The sequence below is a fragment of the Amycolatopsis sp. WGS_07 genome, from assembly GCF_045278895.1.
In the GTDB taxonomy this organism is placed as follows: Bacteria; Actinomycetota; Actinomycetes; order Mycobacteriales; family Pseudonocardiaceae; genus Amycolatopsis.
In genome coordinates, this window is record NZ_CP136053.1 from 7,946,094 (window position 1) to 7,962,936 (window position 16,843).

11 protein-coding genes are annotated in these 16,843 nt (G+C 70.4%); 1 reads left to right on the forward strand and 10 read right to left on the reverse strand.

Features of this window, described 5'->3' with window-relative positions:
• Position 1: 1 nt before the first annotated feature.
• The 3 genes from RPX00_RS37270 to RPX00_RS37280 all read right to left on the reverse strand — a co-directional run bounded on the left by RPX00_RS37270 (position 2) and on the right by RPX00_RS37280 (position 4,873).
• Positions 2 to 862, reverse strand: a complete 861-nt coding sequence (locus RPX00_RS37270; protein WP_406632507.1) for a methyltransferase domain-containing protein — start codon at positions 860 to 862, stop codon at positions 2 to 4.
• 130 nt (positions 863 to 992) lie between these two features.
• Complete coding sequence (locus RPX00_RS37275; protein WP_406632509.1) at positions 993 to 2,195, reverse strand: DUF6004 family protein; 1,203 nt, start codon at positions 2,193 to 2,195, stop codon at positions 993 to 995.
• 182 nt (positions 2,196 to 2,377) lie between these two features.
• Complete coding sequence (locus RPX00_RS37280) at positions 2,378 to 4,873, reverse strand: ATP-dependent Clp protease ATP-binding subunit (protein ID WP_406632511.1); 2,496 nt, start codon at positions 4,871 to 4,873, stop codon at positions 2,378 to 2,380.
• Between the two features lie 297 nt (positions 4,874 to 5,170).
• On the opposite strand from RPX00_RS37280, the gene RPX00_RS37285 reads away from it, so the two are divergent.
• The gene (locus RPX00_RS37285; protein WP_406632513.1) at positions 5,171 to 5,722 is read left to right on the forward strand and encodes a DUF899 family protein; all 552 of its coding nucleotides are present in this window, start codon (positions 5,171 to 5,173) and stop codon (positions 5,720 to 5,722) included.
• On the opposite strand, the gene RPX00_RS37290 is transcribed toward RPX00_RS37285, so the two are convergent.
• The 7 genes from RPX00_RS37290 to RPX00_RS37320 are packed head-to-tail and all read right to left on the reverse strand — an operon-like array spanning position 5,713 to position 16,815.
• Positions 5,713 to 6,798, reverse strand: a complete 1,086-nt coding sequence (locus tag RPX00_RS37290; RefSeq protein ID WP_406632515.1) for a cobalamin-independent methionine synthase II family protein — start codon at positions 6,796 to 6,798, stop codon at positions 5,713 to 5,715. The genes RPX00_RS37285 and RPX00_RS37290 overlap by 10 nt on opposite strands.
• Positions 6,795 to 8,255 (reverse strand): MFS transporter, encoded by a 1,461-nt coding sequence (locus tag RPX00_RS37295; protein WP_406632517.1) that lies wholly within the window; start codon positions 8,253 to 8,255, stop codon positions 6,795 to 6,797. The genes RPX00_RS37290 and RPX00_RS37295 overlap by 4 nt, the downstream gene beginning before the upstream one ends.
• 11 nt (positions 8,256 to 8,266) lie before the next feature.
• Positions 8,267 to 8,677: an acyl-CoA thioesterase gene (locus RPX00_RS37300; protein WP_406632519.1), complete on the reverse strand. Its 411-nt coding sequence runs from the start codon at positions 8,675 to 8,677 to the stop codon at positions 8,267 to 8,269.
• Positions 8,677 to 11,685 carry an SDR family NAD(P)-dependent oxidoreductase gene (locus tag RPX00_RS37305; protein ID WP_406632521.1) on the reverse strand — a complete coding sequence of 1,003 codons (3,009 nt, stop codon included), beginning with the start codon at positions 11,683 to 11,685 and terminating at the stop codon, positions 8,677 to 8,679. Before RPX00_RS37305 ends, RPX00_RS37300 begins: the two co-directional genes overlap by 1 nt.
• Complete coding sequence (locus RPX00_RS37310; protein WP_406632523.1) at positions 11,607 to 13,928, reverse strand: beta-ketoacyl synthase N-terminal-like domain-containing protein; 2,322 nt, start codon at positions 13,926 to 13,928, stop codon at positions 11,607 to 11,609. Before RPX00_RS37310 ends, RPX00_RS37305 begins: the two co-directional genes overlap by 79 nt.
• Complete coding sequence (locus RPX00_RS37315; RefSeq protein ID WP_406632525.1) at positions 13,925 to 14,917, reverse strand: enediyne biosynthesis protein UnbU; 993 nt, start codon at positions 14,915 to 14,917, stop codon at positions 13,925 to 13,927. The genes RPX00_RS37310 and RPX00_RS37315 overlap by 4 nt, the downstream gene beginning before the upstream one ends.
• The gene (locus RPX00_RS37320) at positions 14,914 to 16,815 is read right to left on the reverse strand and encodes an FG-GAP repeat domain-containing protein (RefSeq protein ID WP_406632527.1); all 1,902 of its coding nucleotides are present in this window, start codon (positions 16,813 to 16,815) and stop codon (positions 14,914 to 14,916) included. The genes RPX00_RS37315 and RPX00_RS37320 overlap by 4 nt, the downstream gene beginning before the upstream one ends.
• Positions 16,816 to 16,843 lie beyond the last annotated feature (28 nt).

Below are 16,843 nucleotides of genomic sequence, written 5' to 3' on the forward strand. Positions count from 1 at the left end.
CTCACTCCCCCTTTCCGCGGGAAATCGCGCAGTCCAGCCGCCATTCCGTGGCCAGCCGCGCGTGCGCGCGGCCGGCCGGGCGGCACACCCGCACGCGGACCGCATCGCCCGCGGCGACCGGCGAATGGCGCAGCGGCCAGATCCAAACCGCCCAGTTGCAGCCGGGGTAGGACGGGAAGTTCGACAGGGAAACGCCTTCGGCGAGGTCCGCGGTGAAACAGCCGAGCACCGCGTGCAGTTCGCCGGGCCGGACGATGTCGAGGCGCAGTTCGTCCGCGATCGGGACGGCTTCGGACAGCAGCCGCGGTTCCCGCTGGAAGAAATGCAGCTGCGCGCGCTGCTCGGCGAACTCGCGGACGGAGTCGAGGCGGTAACCGTGGAATCCGGAATTCCAGATCCCCCAGCCCTCGTCGTCGAATTCGAGCGCGGCGAGCGTGGTGGTGAGGCGGCGCGGAACGATTTTCCCGCCGGGGCGCAGGTTTTTCCGTGCGAAGACCTCGAGCACCCGGCTCATGTCTTCTTCCGGCCCGAGGTTGCCCATCATCTCCGAGACGACGACGTCGGCCTTCCTCGGCAGTTTCACGACCCGGGCGTCGCCCTGGATCAGCGTGACCTTTTCCTTGAGGTCGTTGTCGGCGACGATCCGTTCGGCGAGCGCGGCCGTTTCCGGATCGGCCTCGACGGCGTACACGTGCCCCGCCCCGTGTTCCAAGGCCAGCAGCGACAACGCCAGGGTGCCCGCACCGACGTCGGCCACCACCGCGCCGGGTTCGACGGTCTGTGCCAGCGCCCGCTCGTACGCGCGCATCCGCGGCCGATCGGCCAGCATCGCCTGGTGCATGAGCAGCAATCGCTGATCCACAGCCGCCTCCCGGCACCGGTGCCCGTCCCGTTCTCCGGAGAAAGGGACGAGCACCGATCACTATCGATATCACAAGTTACCTCACCCGGGCGGGCGGCGGCGAGCTTCACCCGCCCGGGGAAGTGCGCGTTCAGACGTTGACGGCCGCGTGCTCGCCGACGAACGCGTCCCGCATGACCAGCTTGAGGCCGGTCAGCCTCGCCCTGGCCTCGTCGGCCACGGTGACCAGCGCCGCGTCGGTGCCGTTCATCTGCAGTTCGGTGCCGGTCGCCTCCATCGTGGCCATCTTGCCGAACACGTGCACCGGGTTCGACGCGTACAGCGCGCCGTCCGCGGTGACCAGTTCGAACTCGGTGTCGACGTGCAGTTCGCTCGGGTAGCGCACCCGGCTCAGGCTGTCCTCGCTGCCTTCGCCGAGCGTGCCGCCGGACGGCTTCGGCCAGCTCACCCGCAGCATCACGCGGCCGCCGAGTTCGGCGCAGTGGCCGGTCACCGCGATGCGGGAGATCTGCGCCAGCACGCCGGCGCCCTGGTCGTGCTTTTCCGGCCCGAACAGCAGGATCTCGCTGCCCGCCGCCTTCTTGTAGTCGCCGGCCAGGTCGATCTTGACCTCCTTGCCGCCGACCTCGAGCGTGGCCTGGCCCTCGAGCGAGACCTGCATGATCATCGAGGGGTCGACCAGCATCGACATGCACGGTCCCGCGCTGGGCAGGAAGAACATGCTCGGCGTGTCGCCGACCGGCTCGTTCTCGTCGTTGGCCGGGTACCAGGCCTCAGGCAGCGTGGTGCCGCGCGCGACGTTCGGCGAGGGCACGACGTCGAACGGGCCGTCGCCGCGCGGCGTGCCGAGGTACGGGCTCTGCAGCGGCTTGATGAACGGCGGCACGCGGTCCACGACGCCGTGGATGTCGATCACGTCGCGGTGCGCCAGGCGCAGCGTGCTCGACTCCAGGATGCCGAAGCGCCGGATGTAGAACTCCGCGGGGAAGTTCTTGCCGGGAACGATCTGCCGCACGTGCCCGGTGTTGGGCAGGAACGGGTTGGACAGCACCTGGATCCGGTCGTCCAGCTCGTAGCTGAACCCCTTGATGCCGACCTCGGGGGCGGAGATCAGCTCGGTCTCGAACTCGGCGTAGCCCTTCTCGTCCACGCGGTGCTCGAAGCCGGGCATCGGCCACTTGTTCAACTGGACGAAGCCGGAAAGGTTGATCGTTTCCTTGCGCCCGTTGTAGTAGTCGTCCCCGAACGCCACGGTCGCGGCGGCGAGGATGTGCGGGCGGATGGGCTTCGGCTCCAGGTTCAGCGACTCGTAGTTCTCCTTGAGAGCACTCAATCCAGACACCTCCAGCGTCTGTGCGGTAGTTGAGTCGACGACCTCACTATATATTTCTAAAGCATTGAGTCAATGGGTTTCGGCGCGTTTCCTCGGGCGGTGGAAGAAGCGCGAATTCCGCCGGGCACGACAATTCCGCGCGACCCGCCCCGGCGTCGCGCGGAATGCGTTCTCCCGCTGTTTCAGGTCAGCGAGACGACCCGGCCGCCCGCCCGGAAGACCAGGTTCGCCTCGTCGTCGCGGTCCTCGGGGTTGCCGCTCCAGCCTTCGACGTCGACCACGATGATCTGGCCGGCTTCGACCTCGCCGAACAGGATCTTCTCCGAGAGCTGGTCCTCGATCTCGCGCTGGATCGTGCGGCGCAGCGGCCGGGCGCCGAGGACCGGGTCGAAGCCGCGCTTGGCCAGCAGCGCCTTCGCCTTCTCGGTCAGCTCGATCTCCATGTCCTTGGCCTTGAGCTGCGTCTCGACCCGGCCGATCATCAAATCCACCATCTCGATGATCTGTTCCTGGTTGAGCTGGTGGAACACGATGATGTCGTCGATCCGGTTCAGGAACTCCGGGCGGAAATGCTTCTTCATTTCCTCGTTGACCTTCTGCTTCATCTTCTCGTAGCGGTTCGTCGAATCCGCCCCCGACGAGAAGCCCAGGCTGACGGACTTCGAGATGTCCGACGTCCCCAGGTTCGAGGTGAAGATCAGCACGGTGTTCTTGAAATCGACCGTCCGGCCCTGCCCGTCGGTCAGCCGCCCGTCCTCCAGCACCTGCAGGAGGGTGTTGTAGATCTCCTGGTGCGCCTTCTCGATCTCGTCGAACAGCACCACCGAGAACGGCTTGCGCCGCACCTTCTCGGTCAGCTGCCCGCCCTCCTCGTAGCCGACATAGCCCGGAGGCGCCCCGAACAGCCGCGAGGCGGTGTAGCGGTCGTGGAACTCGCCCATGTCGATCTGGATCAGCGCGTCGTCCTCGCCGAACAGGAACGACGCCAGCGCCTTCGACAGCTCCGTCTTACCCACACCCGAGGGGCCGGCGAAGATGAACGACCCGGACGGGCGCTTCGGGTCCTTCAACCCCGCCCGCGTGCGGCGGATCGCCTGCGAGACCGCCTTGACCGCGTCCTCCTGGCCGATGATCCGCTTGTGGAGTTCCTCCTCCATGCGCAGCAGCCGGGTGGTCTCCTCCTCGGTCAGCTTGAACACCGGGATGCCGGTCCAGTTCGCCAGCACCTCCGCGATCTGCTCGTCGTCGACCTCGGCGACCACGTCCAGGTCGCCGTCCTTCCACTGCTTCTCCCGCTCGCCCTTCTGCCCCAGCAGCTGCTTCTCCTCGTCGCGCAGCCGCGCGGCCCGCTCGAAGTCCTGCGCGTCGATCGCGGACTCCTTGTCCCGGCGCACGTCGGCGATCTTCTCGTCGAACTCCCGCAGGTCCGGCGGCGCGGTCATCCGCCGGATCCGCATCCGCGCCCCGGCCTCGTCGATCAAATCGATCGCCTTGTCCGGCAGGAACCGGTCGTTGATGTAGCGATCCGCCAGCGTCGCGGCCGCGACCAGCGCCGAATCGGTGATCGAGACCCGGTGGTGCGCCTCGTACCGGTCGCGCAGGCCCTTCAGGATCTCGATCGTGTGCTCCAGCGACGGCTCGCCCACCTGGATCGGCTGGAACCGCCGCTCCAAAGCCGCGTCCTTCTCGATGTACTTGCGGTACTCCTCCAGCGTGGTCGCGCCGATCGTCTGCAGCTCCCCGCGCGCCAGCATCGGCTTCAGGATCGACGCCGCGTCGATCGCGCCCTCCGCCGCGCCCGCCCCGACCAGCGTGTGCAGCTCGTCGATGAACAGGATGATGTCCCCGCGGGTCTTGATCTCCTTGAGCACCTTCTTCAAACGCTCTTCGAAATCGCCGCGGTAACGCGAACCGGCGACCAGCGAACCCAGGTCGAGGGTGTAGAGCTGCTTGTCCTTGAGCGTCTCGGGCACCTCGCCCTTCACGATGCTCTGCGCCAGCCCCTCCACCACCGCGGTCTTGCCGACGCCCGGCTCGCCGATCAGCACCGGGTTGTTCTTCGTCCGGCGCGACAGCACCTGCATGACCCGCTCGATCTCCTTGCCGCGCCCGATCACCGGGTCCAGCTTGCCCTCCCGGGCGAGCACGGTCATGTTGCGGCCGAACTGGTCCAGCACCAGCGACGACGACGGCGTGCCCTCGCCCCGGCCCGACCCGCTCTCGGTCGACTTCTCGCCCGTCTGATACCCCGACAGCAGCTGCAGCACCTGCTGGCGCACCCGGTTCAGGTCCGCGCCCAGCTTCACCAGCACCTGCGCGGCGACGCCCTCGCCCTCGCGGATCAGGCCCAGCAGGATGTGCTCCGTGCCGATGTAGTTGTGGCCCAGCTGCAGCGCCTCCCGCAGCGACAGCTCCAGCACCTTCTTCGCCCGCGGCGTGAACGGGATGTGCCCGCTCGGAGCCTGCTGCCCCTGGCCGATGATCTCCTCGACCTGCTGGCGCACGCCCTCGAGGGCGATGCCCAGCGACTCCAGCGCCTTGGCGGCGACACCCTCACCCTCATGGATCAACCCCAAAAGGATGTGCTCGGTGCCGATGTAGTTGTGGTTGAGCATCCGGGCCTCTTCCTGGGCCAGGACGACCACCCGCCTCGCGCGGTCGGTGAACCTCTCAAACATGCGCACTCCCCTCCGCGCAGGCTAGTCGCTTTAATTTCCAATAGTAATGCTCCGCGGAGGAGAAACAAGCCTCCGCGCGCCTTGAGCTGCCCGGCCGAGCGGTCCTACGGTGGTCCGGTTCGCCCGACCGATCCGGAGGGAGACCGGAACCCATGAGCGAGGCCGAACCGAAGACTGTCGAACCGATGTGGCCCACGGGCGCGAGCGAGGAGTACGTCGCCGCCCGCCTGGAGCTGGCAGAAGGCGGAGCGGGCGCTGCGAGACCGGATCGAGGAGGTCGCGGCCGCGCGGCGGCGGATGCCCCGGGGACTCCTGCTCGGCCAGTACACCTTCGCCGAAGGCCCGGCGGATCTCGGCCGCGCGGAGCCGGTGCGGGAAACCGCCCTGCGCGAGCTGTTCGGCGAGCACCGCACGCTCGTCGTCTACCACCTGATGTTCCACCCGGACGACGACGAGGCGTGCCCCATGTGCTCGATGTGGGTGGACGGGTTCCGAGGCGTGGCGCACCACCTCGCGCAGCACACCGGTTTCGCGGTGATCGGCAAGGCGCCGCTGCCCAAACTCCGGGCGTGGGCGGCTCGCCGCGGCTGGTCAGGGCTGCGGATCCTGTCCAGTCACAACACTTCGTTCAACGCTGATCTCAACGCCGAACGTCCGGACGGCGACCAGCGGCCGATGATCAGCGTCTTCACCGCCGAAGGCGACGCCGTGCGGCATTTCTACTCGCTGCCGGCGAACTTCCTCGACGACAGCCAGCGCGGCATCGATCTGCTCTCGCCGGTCTGGAACGTGCTCGATCTGCTCCCCGGCGGCCGTGGCGAGTGGTACGCCGGAAACGACTACGCCTGACCGGAGGCCAGTTGCAGGGCGCCGGCCGCCAGCGCGGTTCCGCGCACTCGCGCGGCGATCTTGCCGAACGCGATGTCGCGGGAGGTCGACGCGTCGTCGGCGAACGGAGCGAACCCGCAATCGTCGCAGGTGCCGAGATACTCGACCGGAAGGTACTCGGCCGCTTCGAGCACCCGGTCGCACACCTCCCCCGCGGTCTCGACGCGCGGGTCGAGCGGATCCGTCACCCCGACGAACACGCGCTGCCCGTCCTGGCGGTGCCGCGCGATCTCCGCCAGCACCTCCCGGCGCTCCGGCTCGGCGGCGAGCGCGAGATAGAACTTCCCGGCGTGCAGGCTGAACAATGCCGGGAGGAGCGCGGCGTACCCGACATCAAGACTGTGGGTGGAATCGAGGTCTCCGCCGGGGCAGCTGTGCACTCCGATCCGCTCCCGTTCTCCGGGCGAAAACCGGTCCAGCACCCGGTTGTTGAGGTCGACGAACGAGCGCAGCAGACCGCCGGACGGGTCGAGTTTGAGCGAAAGCCTGCCCTCGGTGAAATCGAGTTGCACCGTCTCCGCGCCGGCGTCGAGGCACCGCCGGATGTCGGCCTCGCTCCCGTAGGCGAGATCGTCGAGGAAGTCTACCCGGGAGTAGCCCGCGATCCCCGTCTCGGGATAGAGCAGGCTCAGCGCCGACGGGGCGATCACCGCTTGTTTCACCGGCTGCCGGGTGCGTTCCCGGGCCGCTCGCAGGTATTCGTCGGCGTACACCTGGTAGGCGAACGGACCGGCGGTCAGCCGCGGCAGCTGCCGCGTGTGCCCGTCCGCGAACGGGATGACCGCTCCGTCCGGGGCGAGGGCGTGCAGTCCGGCCAGCGGATACGTCACGAAGCTTGGCTTGGCCTGCTCGCCGTCGGTGACCACGGGGGATCCGGTGGCCTCGAACCGTTTCAGGGTGTCGGCGAGCGCGGTCTCCTGAAGCTCCTCCAGCCGCCGCTGCCCGATCTGGCCTTCCGCGAACTCGCGCAAGCCGCGCACCAGGTAGTCCGGCCGCGGAATGCTGCCGATCGGCTCGGTCGGGATCTGCTGTGTCATCGGGCGCGCGCCTCTCCGTCCAGCTGAACCGTTTCTCGGACCGCGATCCGCTGCCGTCTGCCGATCCAGCACGCGGCGACGGCCGAACACAGCGCGAGCGCCGCCACCGCGACGAGGACGTCCGACGCCGAGTAGACGAACGTCGCGATCAGCAACGGCCCGCAAAGCCCGCCCAGCCGGTTGCACAGGGACACCGCACCAGTGGTCCGGCCCCGGCCGGCGGGATCGGCGAGATCCGCGGCGATCGGCAGGAACACCGCGGCCATCGTGTTGACCGAGAACAAGGCCGCGACGAGCGCGCCGGCGCACACCCACGCGACCGACGACACCGCGCCGCTCCCGGTCAGCACGAGCAGCAGCACGGCCGTGGCGGCGGCCAGCCCCGCGCTCAGCCGGACCGGGCCGAACCTCCGGTGGCACCAGGTCAGCAGCAGCGCGCAGGGCACCATCACCACCGCGGCCACGCTCAACCACAGATTCGCCGTGGACACCGTGAGCCCGCCGGACCGCGCGAGGCTCGGCACCCACGTCGTGAGCCCGAAGGTGAGCACTCCGATCAGGAACGCATAGCCCCGTTGCAGACCGGAGCCCAGCGCGCGGACGTGCACTGCTTCGGCGGTCCCGGCGTCGGCCCGCGGCGCGATCCGGTCCGGCACCCACGGCGTGAGCGCCGCCAACGCCAGCCCGGTCGGCGCGCCGATCAGCCACAGCACCCGCCATCCGAAGACCGGTTCGAGCCACAGCGCCGAACCGGCCGCGACGAGATAGCCGACCGCGCTGGCCAGCACGGAAAGCGCGATCACCGCGGAGCTTCGCGAGCTGCTGCGCAACGCGTCGGTCAGCATCACGATCAGCAGCGGCGCCAGTCCCCCGACTGAGGTGCCCATGAGCGCGCACATCACGATATTGCCGCCGAACGTCGGCATCGAGCCGCACATGCTCGTCGCCGCGAAAGCCAGTGTCGCGACGAGGTAGCTGCCGCGGCGGCCCCAGCGGTCAGCGAGGACGCCGAAGACGACCGCCCCGATCGCAGTGCCGGTCAGCCCGGCGACCGCAAGGAACGACGCGGATTTCGCGTCCAGTCCGTACTCGGCGCGCAGGCCGGGGATCACGAACCCCAGCGTCGAGGTCTTGCTGACGTCGATGGTGAGCGCGGCTGTCCCGATCACGGCGACGAAGAGGCGTCGCTTGCCGTCCGGTGGCGGCTGCGGTCTGCGTCCGGTCCGCAGCGCCGTGCCCACGATCACCAGCAGCAAGCCCACGGCGGCCGCGAACATCTCCGGCATCTCCGACAAAGGCATGCCCTGCAACGGCATTCGCGCATCGGGTTGCGGCATCGGCATGTCAGGGTCCATGGCGGGGTCCATGGCGAACGCCCGCACGACGCCGATCACGGAGCAGACGAGCACCACTGCCGTTCCCCCGGCGACCGCCCACCTCCAGTCTGGTTTGGACACTCTGGTCTCCCTCAGCCGTAGGGTCGCAGGGCGGCGGCTAGTTCCGGGGGAATCTCGACCGGCGTCACGCCGGAGCCGGTCCGTTTCATGCAGGCGACCGACTGGGCGCCCCGGGCGGCGAGCTGCCCCGCGCGCCGGAACTCGAAGTCCATCGCGATCCGGTTCCCGTTCTGGGCGCGCAGGGTCATCGCGATGTCGATCTCGTCGAGCGCGAAGCATTCCGCGTAGTAGTCCATCGAGCACGACACCGTCACCATCGCCAGTTCTCCTGCCTGGAGCGCTTTCAGCACCCCCGGCGAGCGCGCGGCGAGGAAGTGCTCCCGGCAGTGGCCTTGCCAGTGCACGTAGTGCGCGAAGTACACGTTGCCGACCAGGTTCGTCTCGTCCAGTGTGACGACGTGGCGATGGTGGAAAGCGCGCATCACCGGCCCCCGGCGGCGATCGTCAGCTTGACCGGCTCCGGGGCCCCGAGCACTCGCGTCGTGGCGGTGATCACCGGAGGCCCGCCGGAGTCGTCCACCGTCAGTTCCCGGTCGGCCGCCGTCCCGGCCGACACTGTCACCGTGCCGGACGAGACCTCGGCCACGAGCTTCCGCCCGGTGCCCGTAGTGACGATCTCGAGGTCGTCGGCGAGCCCGGTTTCGATCAGCCGCCGCGACAGCCAAGGCCCGACGAGACGCGCGGGCAGCCCGTCCGGCCACGAAAGCTCTCCAGTCGCTCGCAACCGCAGCCCCTGCCACTGCGCGATCGCGGTGCCGTCCGGCCGCGTCAGCGCGGCGTCGAACTCGTACTCGTCCGCGGTATGCCCGGTTTCCCGTGCGTGCACGACGAGCGGCCCGGACGGCTCCTCCCACACGCTGAACCGCGCCACGCCGACCGGCAGCGCGCGCCGATGCGGCACGCAGGCCAGCAGTGCGTGGATGGTCGCGTCGTGCGCGGCCGGATCGCCCAGCACCAGGCTGCCGCTGTGGAACGGCGAGAACCACGGCACTGGCTTGCCGGGGTTGATCAGCGCCCGCACCCGGAACGCCGACAGGTCCACATAGTCCGACACTCGCCGGAACCGGCCCTCATGGAAGAAAAGACTTCCGTACCAAGGGTTTTCCCCTCCGTCGGCGACCGGCGACGCCAGCTGGTCCGGCGGACGGCCGCCCGCCGCCCGCACCTTCGCGGTGAACCGCTCGGCGTTGTCGGACAGCACCACGTCCACTCTGTCCTCTTCGGACAGTGCGCTGACGCGGACGGTGCGCTCGCCGGTGACCGGTGCGCGGAACTCGACGTCCTGCACCGACAGCGGCAGCGCCGGGCCGCCCGCGAGCGAGGCCGCCTGCGCCATCGCCTCCATCCCGACCACTGCGGGGAGCACCGGGATCCCTTCGATGCGGTGCTCGTCCAGATACGGGTCGGAGCCGAGTGCCAGATCGGCTTCGAGCACGGCCTCGACGCCGGGCACGTGCACCGGAATCCGTTCGGCGAACCGGGCCATGGGCGCGGGCTCGCCGACGCTGAGGGTGGGGCTGGCCGGGAAACGCGAGGCGAGCAGCACCGTGCACGGCGCCCCCGGATCGGCCAGCACCTCGAACAGCGCACGGACGCCCAGTTCGGGTTCGATCGGTTCGACGCCGCGGTGGCGCAAGGTGTCCAGCACGTCCATCCGGGCGCCCATGCCGAGTTTCGCCCACAACGACCATTCGAGGACGTGCGTGCGGCACGACGGATGCTCGGCCGCCCACCGTTCCAGTTCGACGCGCAGCCAGTCGTTGGCGACGCAGTACTCCGACTGCCCGGCCAGCCCCTGCCGTCCGATGATCGAACCGAACCCGAGCACCAGCCGCAGGCCGGGCAGCTTGTCGAGCAGCGCGCGCAGCCCGGAAACCTTCGGACGCAGGGTCGCCGCCAGCGACGCTCCGGTAACGTCGCGCAGCAGTCTCGGTTCGTTGACTCCCGCGCCGTGGATCAGCGCCCGCACCGGGCCGAATCCGCTGGCGGCCGCCACCAGTCCGGCGGTGTCGGTGACGTCGGCGCACACGTAGTGCGCGGCCACCGGCAACGCGGCAAGAGCTTCCGCCACCTGCGGATCTCCGGCCGGGGTCCGGCCGGCCAGCACGAGGACGCAGCCGGTCCGCTCGGCGAGCGCTGCGGCGACGTACGCACTGATGCCGCGGGCTCCTCCGGTCACCAGGCAGACCTCGTCCTTCGCCAGCGGAAGCGGCGCGCCGGCGGAGCGTGTCGAAGGCACCATGACCGCTCGTCGCAGCGACCCGTCCGGCTCGCACCGGAGTTCGAGGTATCCGCTGTGCCCGGCCAGCGCGGCCGGGTCGACTCGCTGGTTCTCGTCCGGCGTCTCGACGACTGTCACCGAGCACGAATCGGCTTCGGCCGAAACGCTTCTGGCCAGTCCCACCGCTGCTGGGTGTCCAGTGTGGACAAGGAAAAGGTGCCGGGGACGCCGTGCGTCGATCTCGTGAAGCAGGGCCGCCACCGTGCCCGGCCCGGCCCCGGTCCGCAACGCCACGGCGAGCCCGGAAGGCTCTCCCCCGGCCGCCGATTCGTGCAGCCAGTGCCCGGCTCCCGCCCGCACCTCCCAGCGCACCGGCGCGGGTTCGCCCGCTTCGAACGGCACCCATCGCGGCTCGAACGACCGCACCCACGGGCGGATCGGCTCGACGGTTCCGGTCCGGCTCCCGGCTCCGGAGAGCCCGGCCAGCACCCGCGCCGCGTCGCCGACCGTGGCGTCGGCCAGCGACAGCGGCGTGTCCGGCGGCTGCCGGTCCAGCGCGTCCGCCACGCTGCTGACCAGCTGGACCACCTGCAGCGAGTTCAGGTGCAGATCGCCGAGCAGCGTGGCGTCCGGGGTGATCGCGCTGGGCGGGAGTTCCAGCGCGGCGGCGAGGTGCCCGGTCAGCACCGTCAGCGGGTCGGTTTCGCCGCGGCTGGGCTCGGTGCGGGCGGGCGCGGCCTGCTCGCGCGGCCCGGCCGGAAGCTCGGCCGCGCTCGTCCATCCTTTCCGCATCTCGCACGGGTTCGCGACGAAGGAGGGCCGGGCGTCCAGCGGCAGCGTCCGGAACGCGCGCCCGGCGAACCACGGGTCCAGGTCCGCCGCCCCGGCGGCCGCGAGCACCGCGGTGGCGAACGCGTGCCGCCGGTCGTCGCCGCCGCAGTCCATGCTCACCGCGCGGATTCCGCAGGCCGCGGCGAGACCGGTCAGCATCGTGCCGGGACCGGCTTCGACCATCAGCTCGCAGCGGCGGGACAGTTCGGCGATCGCGTCGGCGAACAGCACCGGCCGGGTGAGCTGGTCGACCAGCAGTTCGCGGATTCCGCCCGTGGTCGCGGAAATCTCCTTTCCGGTCACGGTCGACACCACCGGGCGAACCGGCTGGCCGATGCCGCCGAGCGCGGCGCGCAGCGGACCCTCCGCGGCGCGCATCGCGGGACTGTGGAAACCGTGCGACACGGCCAGCTCGGCGGCTCGCACCCCGCGGCCGCGGCCCGGTCCAGCACGGCCCGGATCCCTTCCCTCGGGCCGGACACCACGATCTGTTCGGGCGCGTTGTACCCGGCGATCACCACGTCGGTGCCGGACAGCAGCGGGCGCGCGTCGTCGCCCGCGACGGCCAGCCCGGCCATGGTGGTCCCCTTGATGCCGTACTCGGCCATGATCCGGCCGCGCGCCGCCGCCAGCTCCAGCACCTCCGCCGCCGAACACGCGCCTGCCCAGTGCAAAGCCGTCAGCTCGCCGAGACTGTGCCCGCAGGCCGCGTCGACCACGGTGCCGAGTTCCCGCAGCCAGGCCAGCGCCGCGAGCGACTGCCAGACGATCACCGGTTGCGCGACGGCAGTGTCGGTCGAGGCCGTGAACTCGCCCGGCAGCGGCGGGAACGTCACCCGCTCCGCCCACCGCGCCCGAGTGGGCCGCACGGGTGCGGCCTGTCCCGGAAACAGCAGTCCCACGCGAGGCGCCGGCCCGGCACCAAGCGCATAGCCTTCGTGCTCGGCGAAGCGGAGACCGCCGTCCCAGCCCGCCGCCGCTCTTGCGGCGGCCTGTGCCGCCGAGGCGAGTTCGTCGGGCGTACGCGCCACGAGCGCCGCTCGTACTCCTTCGCCACCGCCGCTCGTCCGCCAGGCTGTCGCAGCCAGGTCGCCGACTTCCGCGGCGGAGAGCTGCCCCGCTGTGCCGGCGAGCGCGTCGAGCCGCTGCACGAGCCCCGCACTGTCGCCAGCGCCGAGATACACGATCTCGGCCGCTCCGATGCGCGCGGACCACCGGCGCACGCCCGCGGAAAGCACCGGAGGAGCTTCCGCCCGCGTCCCTTCGAGCACGACGTGGGCGTTGATGCCGCCGAACCCCATCGAAGACACGCCTGCGATCGGCAGCGGATCGGTCCACGGCTCGGGCTCGTCGAGGACCCGCAGCCGCGCCCTCCGCAGCAGTTCGTTCGGCCGCACGCAGCCGGTAATCGGCGGCAGCACGCGGTGGGCCACCGCCAGCACCGCTTTGATTAGCCCGGCCACCCCGGCGGCGGCCTTGGTGTGTCCGATGTTCGCTTTGACCGTGCCGAGCGCCGCGGGCGCGCCGGTGCCGAGAACCTCTTTCAGCGTCTGGAGTTCGACGTGGTCGCCGACCGCCGTACCGGTGCCGTGGCCCTCGATCAGCCCGGCCCGGCGCGGATCGATCCCGGCCTTGCGGTACGCGCGGGTCAGCGCGAGCGCCTGCCCTCGGCGTTCCGGCCGGGACAACCCGCCCGCTCCGTCCGAAGAGGACCCCCAGCCGACTATCTGGGCGTAGCTGCGCCGTCCCGCGCGTTCGGCGTCCTCCGCGCGCATCAGCGCGACCACGCCGCACCCTTCGCCGGGGAGGAAGCCGGTCGGGTCGGCGTCGTACACCCGCATCTCGTCCTTCGCGAGCGCGTCGAGCCGGGAAAACCCGACCAGCTCGAACGGATCCAGGGACATGTCCACGCCGCCGGCGAGCATGAAGTCGCACTCTCGCCCGGCAAGCGCGCGGCAGGCCGTCATCACCGCGAGCAGGCTGGACGAACAGGCCCCGTCGACGGTGTAGCCGGTGCCGTGGAAGTCGAACTGGTTGCAGACCCGCCCGGCGATCGTGTTCGCGAGCGCACCGGCGAGCGTTTCGTCGCCCGGAACCGGGAACGGCTGTTTGACCAGTTCTTCCAGGCGGTGCAGCACTTCGGCGGCCGTGTCGTCGCCGATCCCCGCCGCCCGCAGCGAGGTCGCCGCCGCGTCGGCGAGAAAGGGCCAGCGCAGCCGCAGTGTCCCGGCGCGGGTGAACTCGCCGGTGAGCGAATTGCCGAAGATCACCCCCGCGGTGTCCCGGTCGAGCCCCTCGCCGAGCGGGCAGCCCGCGTCGGCGAGCGCCTCGGCCGCGGTTTCCAGCGCGAGCCAATGGGTTTGGTCGGCCGCCCGGTACAACGGCCCGGGAATGGCGAACCGCTGCCGGTCGAACTCCCAGTCGCGCAGCACCGCCGCGTGCGAGACGGCGGCGAGGTCCACGTCCCCCGGCCCGCCCCGGTAGCCCGCGCCCAGCCGGACCTCGGGCAGCCGCCGGAAAGCACGCCTGCGCCCGAGCACGTTCTGCCACAACTGTTCCGGGCTCGTCGCGTCCGGATACCGGCACGCCAGCCCGACGACCGCGATCCGATCGCCGGTCACAGCGTGCTCCCGACGGGGCTGCTCGCCGGTTTCTCTCGCGTGGCCTCCTCGACAGCGGCGCGCTTCCTGCGTTGCTCGACCGCGAACAGCACCGCCCCGCGGAGCACGCACGTGATCACGAGGGCGAAGAAGTACCCGAAGACCACGCCGCAGACCACCAGCACGCCGTAGACGACAGCATTGACGAAGCCGAAAACAGCCTGGTTGCGCGGTTTCGTCGGCGAGGTGGCCGGGTCGGTGATCATGTAGTTGGTGTAGATCACGAAGGCCAGTCCGGTCATCGGCACGAGCGCGCCCAGCAGCGCGTGGTCGAACAGCAGCCAGCGCACCACTGCCTGGAACAGGTAGCCGCCTGCCCAGCCGAGGATCAACGGGATCTTCTTGGTGAGCATCGCGTTGAGCATGGTGCCCGCCATCAGGATGGCCAGCGGCAGCAGCCAGTCCCAGGCCCCGGTGATGTAGTTCGTGAAGTGGTACGGCGGGGCGATGCCGACCCAGGAAAAGGCCAGCAGGGTCACCACGATCCCGGCGTTCGACGGGTTGAGCACGTGCCGGAGCTTGCCCTTGATCCGCAGCCGGAACGCATACTTCGTCGCGTGCGCGACCACGACCGCGAACAGGTAGGGCCAGATCGAGGCATTGCCGTACAGCAGCATCGAACAGGCCAGCGCGGTGATGTGCGGCGGCAGCAGGAAGACGAACAGCGCGCGCGGGCCGCCGGCGAACTGCGGGCGGCGCTGATGCGCCCAGGCGTCCAGCCACTCCAGCAGCAATGCCACCGCGTAGCTGGTCGCCAGCGCGGCGAGCGGCGTCACCGGCGACTGCTCGAACCCCAGCACCAAGTAGCCGAGGAGGTTGAAGCCGGTCAGCGACATCGCGAACCGCTGCAACGCCTTGACCCGCACGTCCACCGCCGGTCGTCCGCCCGGCTTGCCGGACGTTCCGTCGCCCGCCGCGACCGGTTCGGCCGTTCGCTGCGCGGCCTTCACTGGGCCGCCGCCGTTCCGTCGGGCCGCAGCAGCACGGTGCGGTGACCGGGCGCGACGGTGATTTCGGCGCTGTGCACAGTCGTGCCGGAACGCCAGGTGACTGTCGCATTGGCGGGTGCCCCGTCCGGCAGCGCCAGGTGCACGAGGCTCCCCGACACCCCGGCATGCCCGTTTGCCGGGTACAGCTGGGTCTTCTGCGGGTGCGCGCCGTGCACAGTCACAGTCGCTCCGATCGCCGTTCTGGTCCCGCCCGCGGCGGCGGGCTGGACCAGGTTCAAGTCCGCGCCCGCACCGGTGCTGCGCGAGGTGTTGCGCAGCAGGACCGAGTCCTCCCACTGGTTCGCGACCAGCACGTCCAGCTTCCCGTCCCCGTCGACGTCGCCGAAGGCGAGGCCGCGCGTGTTCCAGGGGTCGGCGATGCCGAGCGGGCCGGCGAGATCGGCGTACCGCCCGCTTTCCGAGCGTACGAAGAACGGGTTGCTCTGATGGCCGGAAAGGTCGTCGCCGAGCCGGAAGTGCGGCCACGCCTGCGGATAGCGCAGCACCTGGTCGTTGCCGAGCGCGAGTTCCTGCAGGAGCGCCCAGCGGTCGGTGTCCCCCTTGAGGAACCCGGTCGCCTGCATCAGCTGGTCGGTGCCGGAGTTGTCGAAGTCGCCCGCCTTGATGTCCCATGCCCAGCCCGAGCGGGCCAGCCCGAGGTCCTCGCTGCGCTCGTCGTAGGGGAACCCGCCGCTCAGCAGCTGCCGCCCGGCCCCGGCCGGGACGAACGCGAAATTGCTCTCCTGCAAGGCATACGGCGTGGTGATGTTGCTGACCGCGATCATCGGCAGCTCCTGGTCCCCCTGGTAGCTGAAGGTCACGCCCATGCCCTTGAACGAGTCGTGGCCGAGCACCTCGGACCTCGGCGTCACCAGGTCCCGGGAACCGTTCGCCTCGGTGAACCGCACGTGGCCCGGCGAGGACGTGTTGACCAGCAGCTGGTCCGGGCCGAAGTCATTGGCGACGTACACGTCCGGCAGCCCGTTTCCGGTCAGGTCCTGCAGGCCGAGCGCCAGGGTCCAGGAGTTCGCCGAATCGGCGGGAAACGCCGTGCTGGCATCGGACACCGCCGGAGCCGCGCCCGGCGCCCCGGTCGGGCGGAGCAGCAGCAGGCGGTTCGTGCCCGCGTTGCGCGCCTTGTTCATCCCGTCCTGCATCTGCATCCGGGTGTCGTCCGCGGCGGCGGGGTCGAGCACCCGCGCCCCGTCCGGGAAATAGTTGCCCACGAGCACGTCCACGTGCCCGTCCCCGTCCACGTCGCCGACGTTGACGACACTGGAGTTCCACACCTGCATCGGCGAGATCAGCTCGCTCGGCCGGAACTGCGCGGCCGCCGGGAGCTGCCCGGGCGCGGCCTGGTTGAGGAACAGCACCGGCGAGCGGCCCCAGTAGTACACCAGGAAGTCCAGCCTGCCGTCCTCGTTCAGATCGGCGGGTACGCAGCCCATCGGGGCCATCGTCGCGTCGTAGGGCAGTCCGCTCGGGGTCAGCTGGAACCGGGCGTACTGCGGCCCGCCAGCGCCGGGCACCGGCAAGATGGTCACCGAATCGTCTCTCGGGTCCACCAGGCACGCGTCCGCCGTGCGGCCGAGCCCGCGCAGATCGGCCTGCGCCACCGCGGCGCCCACCGCGGAGATCCACGCGCGGATGCCTTCCAGCGAAGGCTCGACCGTCCGCTGGGCGCGGGCCTGTGCGGGCGCCGAGTTCAGCGGGACCTTTTCGAAGCCGAACCGCCCGGCCTGCGCCGAGGTCTCGTCCGCGCCGAGACTGGGCCGGGCGGTGAAGAAGCCGGCCACGACGACGAACACCAACCCGACGAGGATCGGCACGGGCCTGCGCCATACAGTGCGCACACTCATCCCCCATCACTAGCTCGGTATGTGTTTT

Coding starts and splice junctions, on each gene's coding strand:
- RPX00_RS37280 (WP_406632511.1), bottom strand. CDS start 4,873: ATGTTTGAGAGGTTCACCGACCGCGCGAGGCGGGTGGTCGTCCTGGCC.
- RPX00_RS37285 (WP_406632513.1), top strand. CDS start 5,171: ATGCCCCGGGGACTCCTGCTCGGCCAGTACACCTTCGCCGAAGGCCCG.
- RPX00_RS37290 (WP_406632515.1), bottom strand. CDS start 6,798: ATGACACAGCAGATCCCGACCGAGCCGATCGGCAGCATTCCGCGGCCG.
- RPX00_RS37300 (WP_406632519.1), bottom strand. CDS start 8,677: ATGCGCGCTTTCCACCATCGCCACGTCGTCACACTGGACGAGACGAAC.
- RPX00_RS37305 (WP_406632521.1), bottom strand. CDS start 11,685: ATGCGCGCCGCGGAGGGTCCGCTGCGCGCCGCGCTCGGCGGCATCGGC.
- RPX00_RS37320 (WP_406632527.1), bottom strand. CDS start 16,815: ATGAGTGTGCGCACTGTATGGCGCAGGCCCGTGCCGATCCTCGTCGGG.